The sequence below is a fragment of the Mycobacteriales bacterium genome, from assembly GCA_035533475.1.
Taxonomy (GTDB): domain Bacteria; phylum Actinomycetota; class Actinomycetes; order DATLTS01; family DATLTS01; genus DATLTS01.
Genome location: DATLTS010000041.1, coordinates 317,313 through 334,458, shown reverse-complemented (window position 1 = coordinate 334,458; position 17,146 = coordinate 317,313). Strand labels below are relative to the sequence as shown.

General features: G+C 71.4%; 17 protein-coding genes. 9 read left to right on the top strand and 8 right to left on the bottom strand.

The features are described from left to right. The first annotated feature begins 143 nt into the window (after positions 1 to 143). On the top strand, positions 144 to 833 hold the full coding sequence (locus tag VNG13_10300; protein HVA60907.1) for a GGDEF domain-containing protein: 690 nt from the start codon (positions 144 to 146) through the stop codon (positions 831 to 833). Between the two features lie 123 nt (positions 834 to 956). Here VNG13_10300 and VNG13_10295 read toward each other — a convergent pair whose 3' ends face one another. From VNG13_10295 to VNG13_10280, 4 genes are read right to left on the bottom strand one after another with little or no spacing between them, the layout of a single operon-like run. Continuing rightward, positions 957 to 1,757, bottom strand: a complete 801-nt coding sequence (locus VNG13_10295; GenBank protein ID HVA60906.1) for an HAD hydrolase family protein — start codon at positions 1,755 to 1,757, stop codon at positions 957 to 959. Further along, on the bottom strand, positions 1,754 to 3,013 hold the full coding sequence (gene serS / locus VNG13_10290) for a serine--tRNA ligase (GenBank protein HVA60905.1): 1,260 nt from the start codon (positions 3,011 to 3,013) through the stop codon (positions 1,754 to 1,756). The genes VNG13_10295 and serS overlap by 4 nt, the downstream gene beginning before the upstream one ends. Positions 3,014 to 3,054: 41 nt before the next feature. After that, on the bottom strand, positions 3,055 to 3,996 hold the full coding sequence (gene pheA / locus VNG13_10285) for a prephenate dehydratase (protein HVA60904.1): 942 nt from the start codon (positions 3,994 to 3,996) through the stop codon (positions 3,055 to 3,057). Positions 3,997 to 4,009: 13 nt separating this feature from the next. After that, positions 4,010 to 4,558 carry a DUF4446 family protein gene (locus VNG13_10280; GenBank protein HVA60903.1) on the bottom strand — a complete coding sequence of 183 codons (549 nt, stop codon included), beginning with the start codon at positions 4,556 to 4,558 and terminating at the stop codon, positions 4,010 to 4,012. Positions 4,559 to 4,674: 116 nt separating this feature from the next. On the opposite strand from VNG13_10280, the gene larB reads away from it, so the two are divergent. Both larB and larC read left to right on the top strand, forming a co-directional pair. Beyond that, positions 4,675 to 5,454 carry a nickel pincer cofactor biosynthesis protein LarB gene (larB, locus tag VNG13_10275; protein ID HVA60902.1) on the top strand — a complete coding sequence of 260 codons (780 nt, stop codon included), beginning with the start codon at positions 4,675 to 4,677 and terminating at the stop codon, positions 5,452 to 5,454. Then, positions 5,451 to 6,677 (top strand): nickel pincer cofactor biosynthesis protein LarC, encoded by a 1,227-nt coding sequence (gene larC / locus VNG13_10270; protein ID HVA60901.1) that lies wholly within the window; start codon positions 5,451 to 5,453, stop codon positions 6,675 to 6,677. Before larB ends, larC begins: the two co-directional genes overlap by 4 nt. Here the strand turns inward: larC and VNG13_10265 are convergent. Continuing rightward, complete coding sequence (locus VNG13_10265) at positions 6,664 to 7,140, bottom strand: PAS domain-containing protein (GenBank protein HVA60900.1); 477 nt, start codon at positions 7,138 to 7,140, stop codon at positions 6,664 to 6,666. The genes larC and VNG13_10265 overlap by 14 nt on opposite strands. A 49-nt stretch (positions 7,141 to 7,189) precedes the next feature. Beyond that, on the bottom strand, positions 7,190 to 8,485 hold the full coding sequence (locus tag VNG13_10260) for a glycosyltransferase 87 family protein (GenBank protein ID HVA60899.1): 1,296 nt from the start codon (positions 8,483 to 8,485) through the stop codon (positions 7,190 to 7,192). Between the two features lie 73 nt (positions 8,486 to 8,558). Between VNG13_10260 and VNG13_10255 the strand changes: the two genes are divergently transcribed. Next, the gene (locus VNG13_10255; GenBank protein ID HVA60898.1) at positions 8,559 to 9,758 is read left to right on the top strand and encodes an arginine deiminase; all 1,200 of its coding nucleotides are present in this window, start codon (positions 8,559 to 8,561) and stop codon (positions 9,756 to 9,758) included. A gap of 13 nt (positions 9,759 to 9,771) precedes the next feature. Here the strand turns inward: VNG13_10255 and VNG13_10250 are convergent, their stop codons facing one another. Together VNG13_10250 and VNG13_10245 are read right to left on the bottom strand one after the other, a co-directional pair. Further along, positions 9,772 to 10,692, bottom strand: a complete 921-nt coding sequence (locus VNG13_10250) for a DUF5926 family protein (GenBank protein ID HVA60897.1) — start codon at positions 10,690 to 10,692, stop codon at positions 9,772 to 9,774. Between the two features lie 10 nt (positions 10,693 to 10,702). Next, complete coding sequence (locus VNG13_10245) at positions 10,703 to 11,548, bottom strand: glycerophosphodiester phosphodiesterase family protein (protein HVA60896.1); 846 nt, start codon at positions 11,546 to 11,548, stop codon at positions 10,703 to 10,705. Positions 11,549 to 11,662: 114 nt separating this feature from the next. Here VNG13_10245 and VNG13_10240 point away from each other — a divergent pair, with 114 nt between their 5' ends. From VNG13_10240 to VNG13_10220, 5 genes are read left to right on the top strand one after another with little or no spacing between them, the layout of a single operon-like run. Continuing rightward, positions 11,663 to 13,126 carry a hypothetical protein gene (locus VNG13_10240; protein HVA60895.1) on the top strand — a complete coding sequence of 488 codons (1,464 nt, stop codon included), beginning with the start codon at positions 11,663 to 11,665 and terminating at the stop codon, positions 13,124 to 13,126. Further along, a complete protein-coding gene (locus VNG13_10235; GenBank protein HVA60894.1) occupies positions 13,123 to 13,731 on the top strand; it encodes a hypothetical protein in 609 nt (202 codons plus the stop codon). Before VNG13_10240 ends, VNG13_10235 begins: the two co-directional genes overlap by 4 nt. Positions 13,732 to 13,735: 4 nt before the next feature. Continuing rightward, the gene (locus VNG13_10230; protein ID HVA60893.1) at positions 13,736 to 15,685 is read left to right on the top strand and encodes an ABC transporter permease; all 1,950 of its coding nucleotides are present in this window, start codon (positions 13,736 to 13,738) and stop codon (positions 15,683 to 15,685) included. After that, positions 15,682 to 16,452 carry an ABC transporter ATP-binding protein gene (locus VNG13_10225; protein HVA60892.1) on the top strand — a complete coding sequence of 257 codons (771 nt, stop codon included), beginning with the start codon at positions 15,682 to 15,684 and terminating at the stop codon, positions 16,450 to 16,452. Before VNG13_10230 ends, VNG13_10225 begins: the two co-directional genes overlap by 4 nt. After that, positions 16,449 to 17,144, top strand: a complete 696-nt coding sequence (locus tag VNG13_10220) for an ATP-binding cassette domain-containing protein (GenBank protein HVA60891.1) — start codon at positions 16,449 to 16,451, stop codon at positions 17,142 to 17,144. Before VNG13_10225 ends, VNG13_10220 begins: the two co-directional genes overlap by 4 nt. Positions 17,145 to 17,146: the final 2 nt, after the last annotated feature.

The window sequence follows — 17,146 nt, the reverse complement described above, 5'->3', positions numbered from 1 at the left end:
CTCGACCGACGCGCCTACGCACCCGTACTCCGCCAAGCCGACCTGCCCAACAACACCACCGTCCCCTGGTGGGGAAACCGCACCCTGCGCTACGAAATCACCTGACCCGTTGCCCCGAACCAGTTGCGTGGAAATCCGCGCTAGTGAGCGCCGGCCGGGCGCATGGCGTGGTCGAGATCCAGCTGGGACGCGGGGTCCTCCACGCCGGGATCCGCGACGCGCTGGAGACCCTGGCCGTGCATGCCGCGACCACGCTCGCCGCCGCCCGCCTCTACGCCAAGATCGAGGAGCAGAGTCGCAGCGACGCGCTCACCGGTCTGGCGAACCGGCGCCGGCTCGACGAGGACCTGCTCAGCGAGGGAGCCCTGGCCAGCCGGGGCCACCGCAGCCTGGCGTTGCTGATCATCGACATCGATCGCTTCAAGACCTACAACGACGCGTTCGGCCATCCCGCGGGCGACGCCCTGCTGACCTCGGTGGCTGAGCTACTCACCGAATCGCTGCGGCCGAGCGACACCGCCTACCGCTACGGCGGTGAGGAATTCGTCGTCCTCGCCCGGGACACGGGGCTCACGGCGGCGAGCGCGCTGGCCGAGCGACTGCGCACCACGATCGCCGGGCGGCTGCGCAGCCAGCGGATCACCATCTCGATCGGCGCCGCGGCCGTGCCGGAGAACACCGCGACGGTCGTGGATCTGGTCGAGCAGGCCGACTCCGCGCTCTACGCCGCCAAGCGGGCCGGACGCAACCGCGTGGTCGCGGCGACCCCGACCCCGACCCCGCCAGTCCAGGAGCTCGGCCGGATTCGTCGATTCGGCGGCACCGCGTCCTGAGCCCCCCGCCACGACCCGCCCGGCCGGCCCCGCCGCCGCCGCGAGTGGGCGATTGTGCTGATCTTCCACGCTCCGAGTGGGTGTTTCGGCCGGGGCAATCCGCCCACTCGGCGCGGCGGCGGCCTAGCCGGGCCGGTACATCCGCTCGAGCACGAGCGCCACCCCGTCCCCGTCGTTGGAGGCGGTCACCTCGTCGACCGCGCCGAGGACCTCAGGATGGGCGTTCGCGACGGCGACCGACCAGCCGGCCCAGCCCAGCATCGGCAGGTCGTTCGGCATGTCACCGAACGCGACCACGTCGCTTGACCCGAGCCCGCGCTCGGCGCAGACCGCGGCGAGCGTCGTAGCTTTGCTCACTCCGGCTGCGCTGACCTCGAGCAGGCCGTCCCGGCTGGAATGGGTGACCGTTACCGCGCTCCCGACGATGCTGCTGGCCCGGGCCAGCAGCTCGTCCGCCGACATCCGCTCGTGGCGGGCGAGCAGCTTGCCCACCGGGGTGCGGAGCAACCCGTCCACCACGCCGACCTCGCTGCCCGGCGGAACCGGCCAGCGTGGCCGGTAGGCAGGCTCGTAGGAGAAGTCGTGGCCCCGCTCGACGGCGAACGTCAGCTCCGGAATCGCCGCACGCAGCGCCGCGACGCACGCCCGAGCCGCGGCTGGAGCCAGCAGATGCTCCTCGACCACGTGGCCGGTCGCCAGATCGACGACGTAGGCGCCATTGGCGCACACCGCGAGGCCGCGGCTCCCGGTGTCCGCCGCCACCGGGACGACCCAGCGGGGCGGGCGGCCGGTCACGATTACCACGATCGCCCCCGCGTCGGCGGCCAGCCGCAGCGCAGCACGGCTGCGCGGGGAAACCGTGCTGTCCGACCGGTAGAGCGTCCCGTCCAGGTCGGTCGCGACGACCTGCGGCGGGTGGTTCACCGGACCGGCTCGAGCACCTCACGGCCAAGGTACGGCGCGAGGGCCGCCGGTACCCGTACCGAGCCGTCGGCGCGCTGGTGCACTTCGAGCAGCGCGACGATCGCCCGAGCCACGGCTACCAGCGTGCCGTTCAAGGTGGCCACCGGGATGGTGGCGTCCCCGGCGCGGGTCCGGACGCCGAGCCGGCGGGCCTGGAAGGAGGTGCAGTTCGACGTGCTGGTCAGCTCCCGGTACCGACCCTGGCTGGGGACCCACGCCTCGCAGTCGAATTTACGCACCGCGCTCGATCCCAGGTCACCGGCGGCGATGTCGACGACTCGGTAGGGCAGCTCAAGCTTGCCCAGGAACTCCCGCTCCCAGCCCAACAGCCGCTGGTGTTCCACCTCGGCGTCCGCGGGGTCGCAGAACGAGAACATCTCGACCTTGTCGAACCAGTGCACGCGGATGATCCCCTGGGTATCTCGACCGTAGGAGCCGGCCTCACGGCGAAAGCACGGCGAGAACCCGACGTAGCGCATCGGCAGTCGGTCGGCGTCGAGGATCTCGTCCATGTGGAATGCGGCGAGGGGGACCTCGGACGTCCCGACCAGGTAGAGGTCGTCGTCAGCCAGCCGGTACACCTCCGCGGCGTGCGCACCGAGGAACCCGGTGCCCTCCATGGCCTCCGGCTTGACCAAGGCTGGCGGAATGACCGGCGTGAAGCCAGCGGCCACGGCCTGCGCGATCGCGAGGTTCACCAGGGCGAGTTCGAGGAGCGCGCCGACACCGGTGAGGAAGTAGAAGCGCGCCCCCGAGACCTTGGCGCCGCGGGCGATGTCGATCGCGCCGAGGAGCTCGCCGAGCTCGACGTGGTCACGGACCGCGAAGTCGTACGCCGGCACCGCGCCGACCGTGTCGAGGACGACGAAATCGTCTTCCCCCCCGGCGGGAGCGCCCTCGACCAGGTTGGACACTCGGTAGCTGGCCGCTCGCAGCTCGGCCTGGTCCGCGCTCACCGCGGCCTCCGCGGACTTGACCTCGTCGGCCAGTGACTTGGCCTTCTCCAGCAGTGTGGCCTTCAGCTCGGCGGGCGCGGCCGCGACCTGTCGCCCAAGCGCCTTCTGCTCCGCCCGGACCCCCTCGTACCGGGTGGTTGCAGCCCGCCACGCCTCGTCGGCAGCGAGCAGCGCGTCGACGAGCTGCGGATCTTCGCCTCGGACCCGCTGACTGACCCGGAAGCGCTCCGGATCGTCCCGCAGGGCCTTGATATCGATCACCCGGTCGAGCCTACCGGCGCGCTGACCCGGACCCGCCCGGGCTAGTCCGGAGCAGCCCCCTCGCGGAGCCGGCGAAGCCACGCCTGCGCATCCCGGAAGTCCCCGTCCGCGACCCCGCGACGCACGGTCGGGGCGATCGCGTCGGCTCGCGGATAGGAGCCGAGGAAGCGGACATCCGCGCACAGCCGGCGCAACGCCGACAGCGCCTCGCCGACGCGCTCGTCCGCGACATGGCCTTCGCAGTCGATCGAGAAGCAGTAACGGCCCAGCCCGGCGCCGGTCGGCCGGGACTCGAGCCGGGTGAGGTTGACCCCGCGGAACGCGAACTCGGTGAGGATCTCGAGGAGAGCCCCCGGGTGGTCGTCCGCCTCGAACGCGACGAGCGTCGTCCGGTCCGCGCCGGTCGGCTCCGGTGGGGTACCGGGCAGGGCGACGAGGACGAACCTGGTGACCGCTCCGGCTGTGTCCTGGATCGCCTCGGCGAGAACCTCGAGCCGGTACCGCTCGGCGGCCAGCGGACCAGCGACCGCGGCGTCGGCCTCTCCGGCGGCGACTGCCCGGGCGCCGTCGGCGGTACTGGCTGCCGGGATGAAGCGGGCCGCCGGCAGATGCTCGCGGAGCCAGCCCCGCACCTGCGCTTCGGCGTGCGGGATCGTGGTCACGGTGCGGAGCTCAGGCAGCGGGGAGCCGGGGCGCGCGAGGAGCGAGAAGCTGACCGGGAGCAGCACCTCCCTGGCGATGTGCAGCAGCGGCCCGGTGGCCAACTCGTCGAGGGTGGAGGCGACCGACCCCTCGACAGAGTTCTCGAAGGGCACCAGGGCCGCGGTCACCTCGCCGCTCCGGACAGCGTCGAGCGCTGCCGGCACCGACGCAGCGGCGACGAGCTCGCTTCGGGCGGCGGCCGGCAGGCTGCGCAACGCCGCCTCGCTGAAGGTCCCCTCCGGGCCGAGATAGGCGTAGCGGGCCGGTGGCACCCCGGGCATCGGCCGGCGGGCGCTAGGTCCGGGCCGGCGCGTCGCGCCGGTGGGAGGTCCGGCGGGGCGCGGAGGCGGCGTCGCCCCGGATGGCGAACGCGATCACCTGCTCCTCCTCGGGTGAGAGCGACTGCTCGCTGCGCCCGGCCTTGATCCCCTTCGCGTAGGCACGGGTCTCGGTCCGGCCATTGATTGCGGTGAGCACCAGACCGTCGCCGGCGTCGTCGAGCAGCGCCGCCGAGAACGACATCCGGCCGCCCATGTCCTGAAACGCGTCATACCGCACTACCGCCACGTGTCGGATCGCGTCGGTCAGTTCGGCCCGAGCCGCATCAAGGTCGGTGCGAGCCCCCGCCACGTCCCGGCGGAGCCGGCCGACCTCGTCCACCTGGCGCTGTACGGCGGCTACCACGGTGTCCCTGCCGCCGTCGGGAGACTCGAGGACGACGAAGTCCCGGCGCAGCCTGCGCAACCGCAGGGCGACCACCGCGGCGGCGAGCAGGCCGGCGGCACCGACGGCCGGACCCGCGATAGCGAGGACGTCGAGCGTGTTCGGGTCGATCGAGAGCACTGCGCACCATGTCCGGAGATCCGGGAAGAGGGAACAGACGCAGCCTAATGGGCGCCCACCCACCCCGCCGACCGGTGCCGCCCGTCACCGCATCGGGCGCGCATAGGGTCGGCGGCATGGACCGGGACGAGGTGCGCGCCCTGCTCGGAGCGGTCGCCGCCGGCGAAACCGCGGTGGACGATGCGGTCGGTCTGCTCGCCGCCGGGCCACTGGCCGGATTCGCCGATCTCGGGTTCGCCCGGCTCGACACCCACCGCGGGCTGCGGACCGGTGACCCAGAGGTCATCTACGCCGCGGGGAAGACCGCCGAACAGACGGTGACGCTGGTCCGGGCCCTGGGGGCACAGCCCGGGGACCGGCCCGCTCTCGTGACCCGGCTCGACCCTCCCGGAGCGGACGCGGTCCGGGCCGCGTTTCCCGATGCCCTGGTCGACGTCGAGGCGCGGTGTGCCGTCGTCGGGCCGCTCCCACCGGCTCGGGGCCGCGTGTGCGTCGTCGCGGCCGGGACGAGCGACGGCCCGGTGGCGGCAGAGGCATCGCTGACGGCGCGGGTCTTCGGGGCCGATGTCACCAGGGTCAGCGACGTCGGTGTCGCCGGGCTGCATCGCTTGATCGCGGCGCGTGAGGCGCTCGAGGGCGCCGACTGCCTCGTCGTCGTCGCCGGTATGGAGGGCGCCCTGCCCAGCGTCGTCGGTGGCCTGGTCGGCACGCCAATGGTAGCCGTGCCAACCTCGGTTGGCTACGGAAGCGCGTTCGGCGGTCTGGCCGCGCTGCTCGCGATGCTCAACTCCTGCGCCCCCGGTGTCGTCGTCTGCAACATCGACAACGGTTTCGGCGCAGGTGTCTTCGCGGCCCGGGTCGCCCGGCGGGCCGACCGATCGAAGGCGGACCGGTGACCCGGATCGGCTGGTGGAACTGCGCCTCCGGGGTGAGCGGCGACATGCTCCTCGGCGCATTGGTCGATGCGGGGGTAGCGCTGCCGGTGCTGCAGCAGGCGATCGACGCGCTCGCGGTGGGACCGGTGCGACTGTCGGCCGAATCGGTGACACGGGGAGCGCTCGCCGCCACCCGGGTGCAGGTCGCCGCCCCCGAGAGCCAGGAGCCGCGCACCTTGGCGACTATCCGGCGGATCCTCGTCGATGCCGGCGGCCTACACCAGCCGGTACGTGAGATCGCCCTAGACATCTTCGGTCGGCTGGCCCGGGCCGAGGCCGCCGCCCATGGCAGCTCGCTGGAAGACGTGCACTTCCATGAAATCGGCGCCCTGGACGCACTTGCTGACATCGTCGGTGCGGCCGCCGGTATCTGCGAACTCGGCCTCGACGGATTCGGCGCGACCCCGGTCGCCACCGGGTCCGGGACGGTGGCGACGAGCCACGGGCTGCTCCCGGTCCCCACGCCAGCGGTGCTCGCCCTGTTCGCCGCCGTCGGGGCACCGGTCCTGCTCGGTGGCCCGGACGTCGAGTTGGCAACCCCGACCGGGGCGGCGATCCTCGCCGCGACGGTCCAGCGTTGGGGCTCGGCACCGGCGATGGTCGTGCGAGCGCACGGGCTGGGCGCCGGCTCGCGTGAGGTGCATGGCCAGGCGAACGTCCTGGGCCTCGTGGTCGGCGAGCTCGCCGCTGACGGGACAGCCGGGGGCTCGCTGACCGAAATGCTCGTCGTCGAAGCCAACGTCGACGATGTCGACCCTCGGCTGTGGCCCGGGGTGCTCGATCGGCTGCTGGCGGCGGGAGCCGCCGACGCGTGGCTCACCCCGATCGTCATGAAGAAGGGCCGCCCGGCACACACTGTGCATGCCCTCGTCACGCCGGCCGACGCCGCGGCGGTCCGGCACGTCCTTTTCACCGAGACGACAACCATCGGCCTGCGCGAGTATCCGGTGACGAAGCGGGCCCTGGACCGGGCCGAGGTCAGCGTCGATGTCGACGGCCGCCCGGTCCGGGTCAAGCTCGCCTACCTCGACGGCCGGATAGTGGGCGCCACACCGGAATTCGACGATGTGGCGGCGGCCGCGTCGGCGCTCGGCCGCCCGGTCCGCGGCGTGCTCGCCGCCGCGATCGCCGCCGCCGAACAGGTCGGCCGACCGATCCGCGCTACCGGTCTCAGCCCGGACTGATCTCGGCGAGAAACGAGATCGAGCCGACCACCTGACCGTCGTTGCCCCGCAGCGGCGCGGAGATGATGTCCAGGGTGACCCGACCGGCCGGACGCTCGAGTCGAAGCAGGCTCCGACCCAGGGTGACCACCGTCAGCACGAGCAGCGGCGGGATCCGCGCCGCGTACTCCGGTGCCGCTTCGCCGGTCTCGAAATCGACGAGCGCGACCGCGTCCAGCAGGTCGCGGCCGATCAGGGCGTCGACCGACTGACCGAACAACTCAGCACACGCCGGGGACACACTGACGACGCGACCACCGGCGTCGAGCACGAGACAAGCGTCCCGCGCCGCGGCCACCGTTGATCCCCACCGGGAAAGCGGGCTGCTGGCCGTCGCGTTGGACCGGCTTGGAGTCCGATCCACCGCACTGACCGGAAGCTCGACGCGACGCAACGCGGCAAGCGGCAGCACCAACTCCGGCACCACGGCCTCCCGCCCAGCTCGCGCCCCCCGACCGAACGCGAGGACGCCCTCAGTCTGCCGTGGAAAGCGATTCGGCGCGAGGGACGTTGGAGAGAGGGTACGGCGGAGCAAGCGGGTCTCGGCGCCGCCACGGCAGGAACAACACGAGCCCGAGCGCGATCAACCCGTAGGCGTTGCGCAGCAGAAAGATCTCCACCGCGGGGCCGCCGTGCCGGGCCAGCATGTGCGCCCCCCACCAGGGCAGCTTTGCGAAAAAACACAGCCAGACGGCGAAGGCGGCCATGATCCGCCGGCGGTCCCTGCCGTCGGCGGCGATTATCCCTATAACGAGGGGCAGCCAGGCTAGGTGATGGATCCACGCAACCGGGGACAAAAGGACGGCGAGCAGCCCGACCAGGGCCACCCCGGCCAACTCGTCACCCGCCCTCGAGGCCCGGACCGCCCGCCGAAAGCCGAGCAGCGCGACCACAGCAACCGCCAGCAGCCAGACCACCACGGTCGGCCCATGCGGCCACGACAAACGCAGCAGGATGCCCCGCAACGACTGGTTGGCCTCGCCTGAGTTGAGCCCGGTCCGCTCCGGTTGCAGGACCGCGTGCAGCCAAAAAGCCGCCGAGTCTCGCGGCAGGATGGCCGCGGTGAGCAGCGTGACGCCCACCGTCGTCGCGGCGGCTACCCCGGCGGCCCGGCGGCGCCCGGTAAGCCACAGGTAGACGATGAAGACCCCCGGCGTCAGCTTGATCGCGGTCGCGAGCCCGATCAGCAGTCCCCGCGGCCAGCGCGGTCGGGCGGTCAGGCAGTCGAGCAGGACCAGGACGACGAGCAGCTCGTCGACCTGGCCGAACTTGATCTCGTCACCGAACGGGAGCATCCACTGCATTGCGCCGGCCAGGACCCCCAGTGCGACCGGCGCCCAGCGTCCGAACCTGGGCAGCAGTCGACGAAACGCGAACCAGCTGATCACCGCGGTGCAGGCGAGCTCCCCGGCGGTCCACAGGTAGCCATCCAGCCCCATCGGCAGCCATGCCAGCGGTACCGCGAGCAGGGCGGCGAACGGCGGGTAGGTGAACGGCAGGAGTTGCGGGGGCGGGGTGACATGGCTGTAGATCGCGCGGCCCAGCAGGACCGAACGGCCTCCGTCCCGGTAGACCGCGAGGTCCACTAGCCGCTGCGAGGGTGTCGCGGTCAGATGGATGTACACGATCCAGGCGGCGACGAGCAGGCCGGCGCCGATGCCCAGCAAGATCGGGAGCCACCGCCCGCCGCTCCGGGGGGATCGCTTCAGATCGGCCGCCGCCGTCGAGGGAACGCGGTGCAGCGCGGGAACGGTGGGCGGGGGAAGCACCCTCCCATTGTCCCCGATCGGTGTCCGGATGAACGCGGCGCCGCCCCGGGGCCCGGCTCGCTAGGGTCGCTGCGTGCCAGCCGCCCGGGTCGACAGCGAGGTGGGGCGGCTGCGCTCGGTCCTCCTGCACCGGCCGGGCCGCGAGCTGAACCGGCTCACCCCGCGGAACAGCGCCGACCTCCTCTTCGACGGAATCCCGTGGGTGGAGCGCGCGCAGGCCGAGCATGACGGTTTCGCCGCCGTCCTGCGGGCGCACGGCGTGGAGGTGCTGTACCTGCAGCAGCTGCTCGTCGACGTGTTCGCCGATCATGAGGCCCGCGCCGAGGTGATCTCCGGGGTGAGCGCGGACGCCCGACTGGGGCCGGCGCTCGCCGGCATGGTCGGGGGGTACCTCGCCGACCTGGCGCCCGCCGACCTCGCCGACGCTCTGATCGCGGGAGTAGCCCACGACGAGCTTCCCGGCGGCTCTGGTCTGGTCCACCAGCTGATGGAGCGGGGGGATTTCGTCGTGCCGCCGCTGCCGAACCTGCTCTTCACGCGCGACTCCTCGACCTGGATCGGTGACGCGGTCGCCGTCACCAGCCCGTCGATGCCAGCTCGGCGCCGCGAGTCGTTGCTCGCCGAGGCGGTCTACCGTCACCACCCTCGCTTTGGTGGTGCTCGGATGGTTTACCGTCCCGGCGGCGCGTGGCTCGAAGGCGGGGACGTCCTCGTGCTGGCGGCCGGGATCGTGGCGGTCGGCGTGGGCCAGCGGACCACCCCGGCCGGCGTCGAGCGGCTGGCCAGCACTTTGTTCGCCGACGGCCTGGCCCACACGGTGCTGGTCGTGCCGATCGCCCAGGAACGGGCCACGATGCACCTCGACACGGTATGCACGATGGTGGATGTCGACGCAGTCGTCATGTATCCAGCGGTCGCTGACACCCTCCTCGCTTATGTCGTCACGGCCGGCGCGGAGGGCCGGCTCGACGTCGGCCGGCCCCAGCCGTTCCTTGCCGCCGCCGCGGCCGCGATGGGCATCCCCGCCCTGCGGGTAATCGGCACCGGGCTCGACCCGGTGACCGCCGAGCGTGAGCAGTGGGACGACGGGAACAACACCCTCGCGATCGCACCCCGGATCGCCATTGCCTACGAGCGCAACACGGAGACCAACGCCCGTCTCGCGGCGGCCGGAATCGAGATCATCCCGATCGCCGGCAGCGAGCTCGGGAGTGGTCGGGGCGGCCCGCGTTGCATGTCCTGCCCGTTGACCCGTGATCCGGCCCCGGACTGAGTCTCCTGGACCGTCAGCGCAAGGTGAGCTGGCGGCTCACCAAGCCGGCCCGCGCCCGGCGCTCCTCGCCGGTGAGGAGACGCGGCTCGGCCAATTCCTCGCTGAGCCGCGATCGGAACGCGGTGGCCGGTTCCTCCACGTCCTCCGGTTCGCTGTCCGGCGCGAGGTCCCACACCGGCACGACCAGGCCGTGCGCCCGAAACGACCCGATGTACCGGCTGCCCGCGCCGAGGCCGAGATCGCCGCGGACGGCAAGCCGGGCCAGCCCGTCCAGCACCGCCTCCTCCTCATCCGGAAGGACCCAGCGCAGATGCTTCCGCTCGCGGATCCGGCACCAGTAGGCGGCCCGAACGCTGTTCAGCCGTCGGGTGGGGACTACCGTCGCGTTGGCCTTCTCCAAGCCGGCCGCTGCCTCCGCGTCCGGAGTCGCACCCTCCACCCAGAAGCCGAATCCGTCGTGCACGGTCACCTCGAGCGGCGCCGGGTCGAGCAGCTCCTGGAGACGCGGGCCCGGACCTGGCAGCCCGACGGCGGGCACCGGCGACCCGGGGGGCAGCTCGAGGGCCGTAAGCAGAGCCGCCGCGATGTCGCGGCTCACGTCGCCCGATCTGGTGGGTACCTGAAGACCGACGAAGATGGAGCCGTCCGCCCGGACCATGGCCGACCAGGCCATCGGCAACACGGTGGCGAGTGTCACCACGCGGTCGACCGCCGGGCTCAGCCGCAGGGGTGCGGTGGCCGCCGGAACGATTTCGCGCAGAGCGATCCACTCGCACTCGTCGACGCGCCCCGCAAAGGGCCGCGCGACGTGATGCTCCCGGGCTCGGGCGGCAGCCCGTCCGTGACACGCCTTGTATCGGCGTCCGGACCCGCATGGGCACGGGTCGCGCGAGCTGACCTCGGCCACCGGCTCTCCCGGCGGTTGCACCCGCACAGCCGCGAGCCTACTGGCCCTGACTCGCGCCGCCGGTCGCGCGCTGCTGGTCGCTGAGTTGGGCCAGGACCGGTCCCGGGCGATCGGTGATGATCGCATCGACACCGAGCTCGACGACGAAGGCCACATCTTCGGACTCGTTCACCGTCCAGACGTGCACTTCATGTCCCCGGGCCTGTAATCGCCCCACCCAGTCGGGATAGGCCCGCAGCACCTCGAGCGAAGGTCCAGCGATCCGGAACCGTGGGGGAAGCGCGCCGTCCCGGTAACGCAACGGCACCCGGCGGAAAAGTAGGACGGTGCGGATATCAGGTGCCATGGCGTGGATGCGGCGCAGGCTGGACGGGGCGAAGCTCATCACGCGAGCGAGCGGCGGGCGGTCAGCGCGACCCGCAGCGAGTCCGAACCGGCCAAGCAGTTCGACCAGCTCGAGCTCGACGAGGCCAGCGTAGCGGGTGGGATGTTTGGTTTCGATAGCCAACTCGAGGGGGCGACCGCAGTCGAGCACCGTCTCGAGCAATCGCTCGAGGGTGAGGACGCGCGACCGATCGTGATCCGGTGCTTCCCAGTCCACGGTCGACTGCGGATCTTCCGACGGGCTGGGACCGAAATCCAGTGCCTCGAGGTCCCCGAGTTCGAGGGTCGAAAGAACGCCTCGACCGCTCGAGGTCCGGTCCACCCGACGGTCGTGAACGCAGACGAGCACCCCATCTCGGGTTAGCCGGACATCGCACTCGAGGGCGTCCGCACCGTCCGCAATCGCCCGCTTGTAGGCAGCGAGCGTGTGCTCGGCCTCAGCCTCGGACGCCCCCCGGTGAGCGACGACCGCCGGCCGGCGCGGGTCGGACGGAGGCATCCGCAGATCGTGCCACGCCCCATCGCCGGAACCTCCCTTGGGAAGATCCGCGTCGGCGAGCACACTGGAGGCGTCCCGGGGGAATGCGCCACTTTCGTGACACGCTGAACGCAAGTGGAACCCTCCGACCTGACGGAAGGCATGGTGCACGTGGACGGGGTGGATCGCATCCGTCGCCGCGCCGCGGCATTCGCCGTGGCGCTCCTCGCCGTCCTGCTCAGCGCCGCGCCGGCGAGGGCCGAGCGGTCGAGCGCGGGCAGCTTGGCGTTCCAGGTGGAGACCGCCGCAGCCGGCGTCCAGTTCGCCGCGGTCCAGACGCCGCCCAACTTCGGGCCGATCGTGTCCGGGCTGGTCGATGCGACCAGCGGATATGCGGCCGGGCTGTTCCAGACCGGTGGCGATTCGGACGGCCAGGCGGCAGCATTCTTCCCGGGTAACCTCGTCGCCCAGGGGCCGGATCTGTTCTGCGCCGAGGTGGTCCAGCCGAACTCGCCGCCGTTCCCGGCCTGCCCCGGGCCGGTAGCGACAGCGAACTACCCGCTGCTGGCCGAGGCCAACTACCCGACCCGGCCGGCCGCCCACGCGGCCCCGGCCGGGACCCCGGCAAGCGGGCCGGCGCCGCTCGCCGCCACCCCGGCTGCGGCCAACGCAACGGCGAGCGCCACCGGCGACACCGGCACCTCGGTCGCCGATGGGTTGTTCGCGCTTACCGGGAGCGGCTCTGCCGTGAGCATCGGGTCCGAGACGGCATCGGAGACCACGACCACGGATGCGACCGCCGCGCATGCCACCGTCGCGTCCGTCCTATCCGACGTGACGATCGCCGGACTGGTCCGGATTCGCTCGATCCGCTCGGTCGACGTGGTCACCGTTCCGGCAACCGGCCAGCCGAACGACCACCCCACGGTGACGGTCGCCGGAGTCACGGTCGCCGGGCAGCCGGCGACGATCGACCAGTCCGGTATCCACGTAATGGGCCGTGACGGACCGTCGCTAGCCCGCGCGCTGGTGAGCCAGCACGTGACCATCCGCGAGATCGGGATCACCCGATCCGACACCACCGGGTTCGCCCGCTCGACGGCATCCGGACTGGAGGTCGACTTCACCGTTCCGGCCGACGACCAGCGGATTCCCCCACCGCCGCAGTTGCCTGGCGCGATTCAGTCGATTTGCGCGATGACCGGCTTTCCTTGCGGGATCCCGAATCCGGCGGCGACCTACGTGGGCAGCATGACCCTCGGCGCGGTGGGCGTGGCAGCCAGCACCGAGCCCGGGCTCGACTTCTCCCTGTCGTTTCCGCTACCAGCCCTTACGGCCACCACGACATCCGGGGCCGGCTCCGCCGGTACGGCGAACGCCGCCGGACCAGCCGGAAGCCTCGGTTCCGAGCCGGCCAGGACCGTGGGGACCGCCGCGCCACAGATCGCGGCCGCTCCGCGCAGCGGGTTCGCCGCCGTCTTCGACCTTCTCGGTCGTGACGCCCTCGACCGCTTCTACCTCGTCCTGGCGATCGGGTCGTCGGTGCTGTTCCTCGGCTGGCGGGCCGCAATGGCTCGGGCCACGCGGAGCGGAAGATGACCAGCGACACCCTCGGGGAGCGTCTCGAGGTCCGAGCCCAGAGCGAACCGGCCCGGCTCGACCTGCCAACGCGGGCGGCGTTCTGGCAATGGGTGTGGTCGGCGGTCCGTCCGCTGCTCGGTTGGATCCTGGTGGCCGCCGGGGCGGTTGCCCTTTTCCTCGGCTGGTTCGGTGTCTCTGGGCAGGCGCTGACCGCCAAGCAACTGCCCTACTTGGTTTCCGGCGGCCTGGTCGGAATTGCGCTGTTCATCATCGCCGCGGTTTTCCTAGCCACCGACGATGTCCGACGCCAACTGGGTCGGCTCGACGCTCTCGAGCGCAAGGTGGACACGCTGTACCGGCTTCTCGTCAGCGACGCCGCCGAGGCGAACGAAGAGCCCGAGCCTCGGCCCCAGCCCGGGGCACTGGCCCTTCCGACGGGAACGAGCTACCACCGCCCGGAGTGCGTGCTGATCGTCGGCAAGCCGGCGGCCCGAAGCGTGGGCGCCGAGGAGCTCGGGAGCCGCCGGCTGCGCCCCTGCCGGGTCTGCGAGCCGGACCTCCCGCCTCCGGCTGTCTCCGGCCGCCGGACCGGGACGGCCCGACGCCAGCAGCACACCGGCTAGCCGCGTGGCCGCAGTCAACTTCGCACTGGCCGGGCTGGCGCTCGGGAGCATCGCCGCGCTGTCCGGCATGGGGCTGCTGCTGACCTACCGCTGGACTGGCGTGTTCAACCTCGCGCACGGAGCGATCGCCACTCTGATCGCCTACCTCGTGTACGAGGCCGTCGACGTCGCCCACTGGCCAATCGGGGTCGCTGCACCGCTCATGGTGCTCGGGGTGGCGCCCGCCCTGGGCGTCCTGATGGACATCGCGATCTTCCGTCGGCTCAACCGGCGCGGGGCGTCCCCGGCCGAGTCGCTCGTGGCGACGCTCGGCGTATTCGCCCTCTTCCTGGGGCTGGTTTCAGTGCTCTGGGGCCAGCAGACGCGCCCGGCCCCGTCGCTGTTCCCGGTCAACACCTGGAAACTCGGCGGGGCGTTCATCCACGTCGACGCGCTCATCGACCTGGGGATCGTGCTACTCGCCACCGCCTCGCTCGCCTACGTGACCGCGCGGACCCGATTGGGCACGGAGATCCGGGCGGTCGTGGACCGACGGGACCTCGCCGAGCTCTCGGCAGTCAACGCAGACCGGGTCTCCGCTCTTGGCTGGGCGGTGGGCGCCGGCGTCGCGGGACTCACCGGGGCACTGATCGCACCGATCCTGTCGCTGAACCCCTACAACCTGACCCTGGTCATCCTGGAGATCTTCGCGGTACCGGTGATCGCTCAGCTCGCCAGCATCCCGGTCGCGATCGCAGCCGGGATCGGGATCGGCCTCGTCTCGAGCGAGCTCACGCAGGTTCACCTCGGTGGCACTCCGGGCGCCTTCCTCGCGGCGGTCAAACCGAACCTCTACCTGCTCGGCTTGCTGGCGGGTCTGTTCATCATCACCGAGCTGCGGGAGGTGGGCAGCCAGGATGCCGGAACCGCGTCACGGCTGGCCAGCCGGCGTGGGGCGACCGCTACCTCGCGGCGCCGCTCGCTCGACTTCGGGATCGGCGGCCTGCTTCTCGCCGCGCCCCTGGTCTTCCCGCAGGACGCCTTGCGCTACGCCCAGCAGGTGCCCGCCTTCGCCATCGTCTTCGTCTCGATCGTGGCGATCGTCGGTTATTCCGGCCAGATCTCCCTGGGGCAGGCGGGATACGCCGGTCTGGGTGCGCTCTTCTTCGCGAAATTCTCGACGAACACGCCGGAGTTGGTCGCGCTGCTCTTCGGGGTGGTAGCGGCCGGCATCGTGGGCTTCCTGACCGGCTATCCGGCCATCCGCCGCCGCGGCCTCTTCCTCGCGCTGACGACCTTCGCCGTCGGCGCTTTCGTCGACCGCTTCGTGTTCAATCAGCCCTACTTCACCAATGGGGTCCTGGTTCGACGCCCGGATGCGTTCGGCATCCACCTGGTCAACGATCGTGCGTTCTACCTCTTCGAAATCCTCTGTCTCGCCGTCGCCCTGGCCATCGTCCGAAATCTCCGTACCGGACGCCTGGGCCGCACACTGATCGCTATGCGGGACAGCGAAGCCGGGGCGCGCTCGGTAGGCATCAACCTCAGGGTTTTGAAGATCTTCATCTTCACCGTGAGTGCCGCGCTCGCCGGTCTGGGCGGTGCGCTGCTCGTTCAGACGCAGGGGGCGTTCGACAGCACCCAATTCCAGCCGATCGAGGGACTGCTCTGGTTCCTTACCGTCGTGGTGTTCGGCGCCGACAGTGCGGCGTGGGCGGTGATCGCGGCCGCCCTCGTTGTGACGATCAACGCGCTAACCCACAACGCCGATGCGTACGCGGTGCCGATCGGGCTCCTCGCCCTGCTTCTCGCCGGCGTCCCGGGCGGCGTCTCCGAGATCTGGCGTCGGATCGTGGAATCGGTCGGGGTGCCCGAGTCGTGGTTGCGCCACTACGCCGCCCAGCGTCCCCCGATGCCGGCCGCCGTGGCCCTGTCCGAGCGCGGACGCGCCGCACTCGCCAGGGTCCGCCGATGACCACCGGCGCTCGGCTCGAAGGGCGTGGGCTCTCTCGCCGCTACGGGGGGCTGACCGCGGTCGACAACGTCGACATCACCGCTGAGCCCAATCGGATAACCGCGCTGATCGGACCCAATGGCGCCGGCAAGACCACCCTGTTCGCCTGTCTCACGGGGGTGGAGCAGCCCGACACCGGTCACGTGCTGCTCGACGGCATCGACATCACGGGTCTGTCCAACGACGCGCGGGCGAGGCGTGGGGTGGGGCGAACATTCCAACGGCTGGAGGTCTTCCCGACGATGACCGTGGCCGACAACCTCCTGGTCGGCGCCGAGAGCCGCCGTTCGGGGTCGATCGTGCGAGGCGTGCTCGGGCTCGCGGAGCCGGCGCGACAATCCGATGCCCGGATGGTCACGGATGTTCTACGGCTACTCCGGCTTGCCGACGTCGCCGGGGCGCTGGCCGGGACGCTGCCGACCGGCACGCTGCGGCTCGTCGAGCTCGGGCGTGCGCTCTGCCATGATCCACGGGTCCTCCTGCTCGATGAGCCAGCGAGCGGCCTCGACTCCCACGAAACCGAGGAGCTGCAGAGCGTTCTCCGGGGGATCGCCGCGGCCGGAGTCAGCGTCCTGATCGTCGAACACGACGTCGGTCTGGTCTTCGGCGTCGCCGACGAGGTTTACGCAATGGCTGAAGGTCGGCTGATCGCCCACGGGAGCCCGGCGCAGGTGCGCTCCCACCCAGAAGTCCGATCCGTCTACCTCGACCCGGTGGGGGTCGGGTGAGCGTCGAGCTCGAGCTTCGCGATGTTCGGGCCGGTTACGGCCAGGTGGAGGTCCTGCATGGCGTGACGCTGGCGTTCCCGCATGGCGGCCTCACCGCGCTGCTCGGTCCGAACGGGGCGGGAAAGACAACGACCATGAGCGTGATCTGCGGCCTCGTCAACATCCGCAGCGGCGAGCTCGAGTGGGCGGGGCATGACATTGCGCAGCTCAGCACGTACCAGCGCGCCAGGGCCGGGATGCTGCTCGTCCCCGAGCGTCGCGGCATCTTCTATCAGCTCTCGGTCCGGGAAAACCTCGAAGTGTTCTCCGCCGGAACAGATGAGCAGGGAAACTTCGACACCGCCCTGGCGGCCTTCCCGGTACTAGGCGAACGGCTTCACCAGCGTGCCGGAAGCCTGTCCGGTGGTGAGCAGCAGATGCTCGCCCTGAGCCGGGCGCTGCTCCGTCGGCCGCGGCTGCTGCTACTCGACGAAATCTCGCTGGGCCTTGCCCCGCGGGTGACCGCCCAGCTGTTCCAGGTGGTCGCGGAGATCGCCCGCACAGATACGACCGTCGTCCTCGTAGAGCAGTACCTGGCTGCCGCGCTGCGGGTCGCGGACGTCGTGTACGTGCTCGCCCGTGGGGAGGTGGCCTTCGCCGGAGAGGCGGCCGAGCTCGGCGAGGGGCCGCTCCCTGGCTACGTGTCGGCCTGACC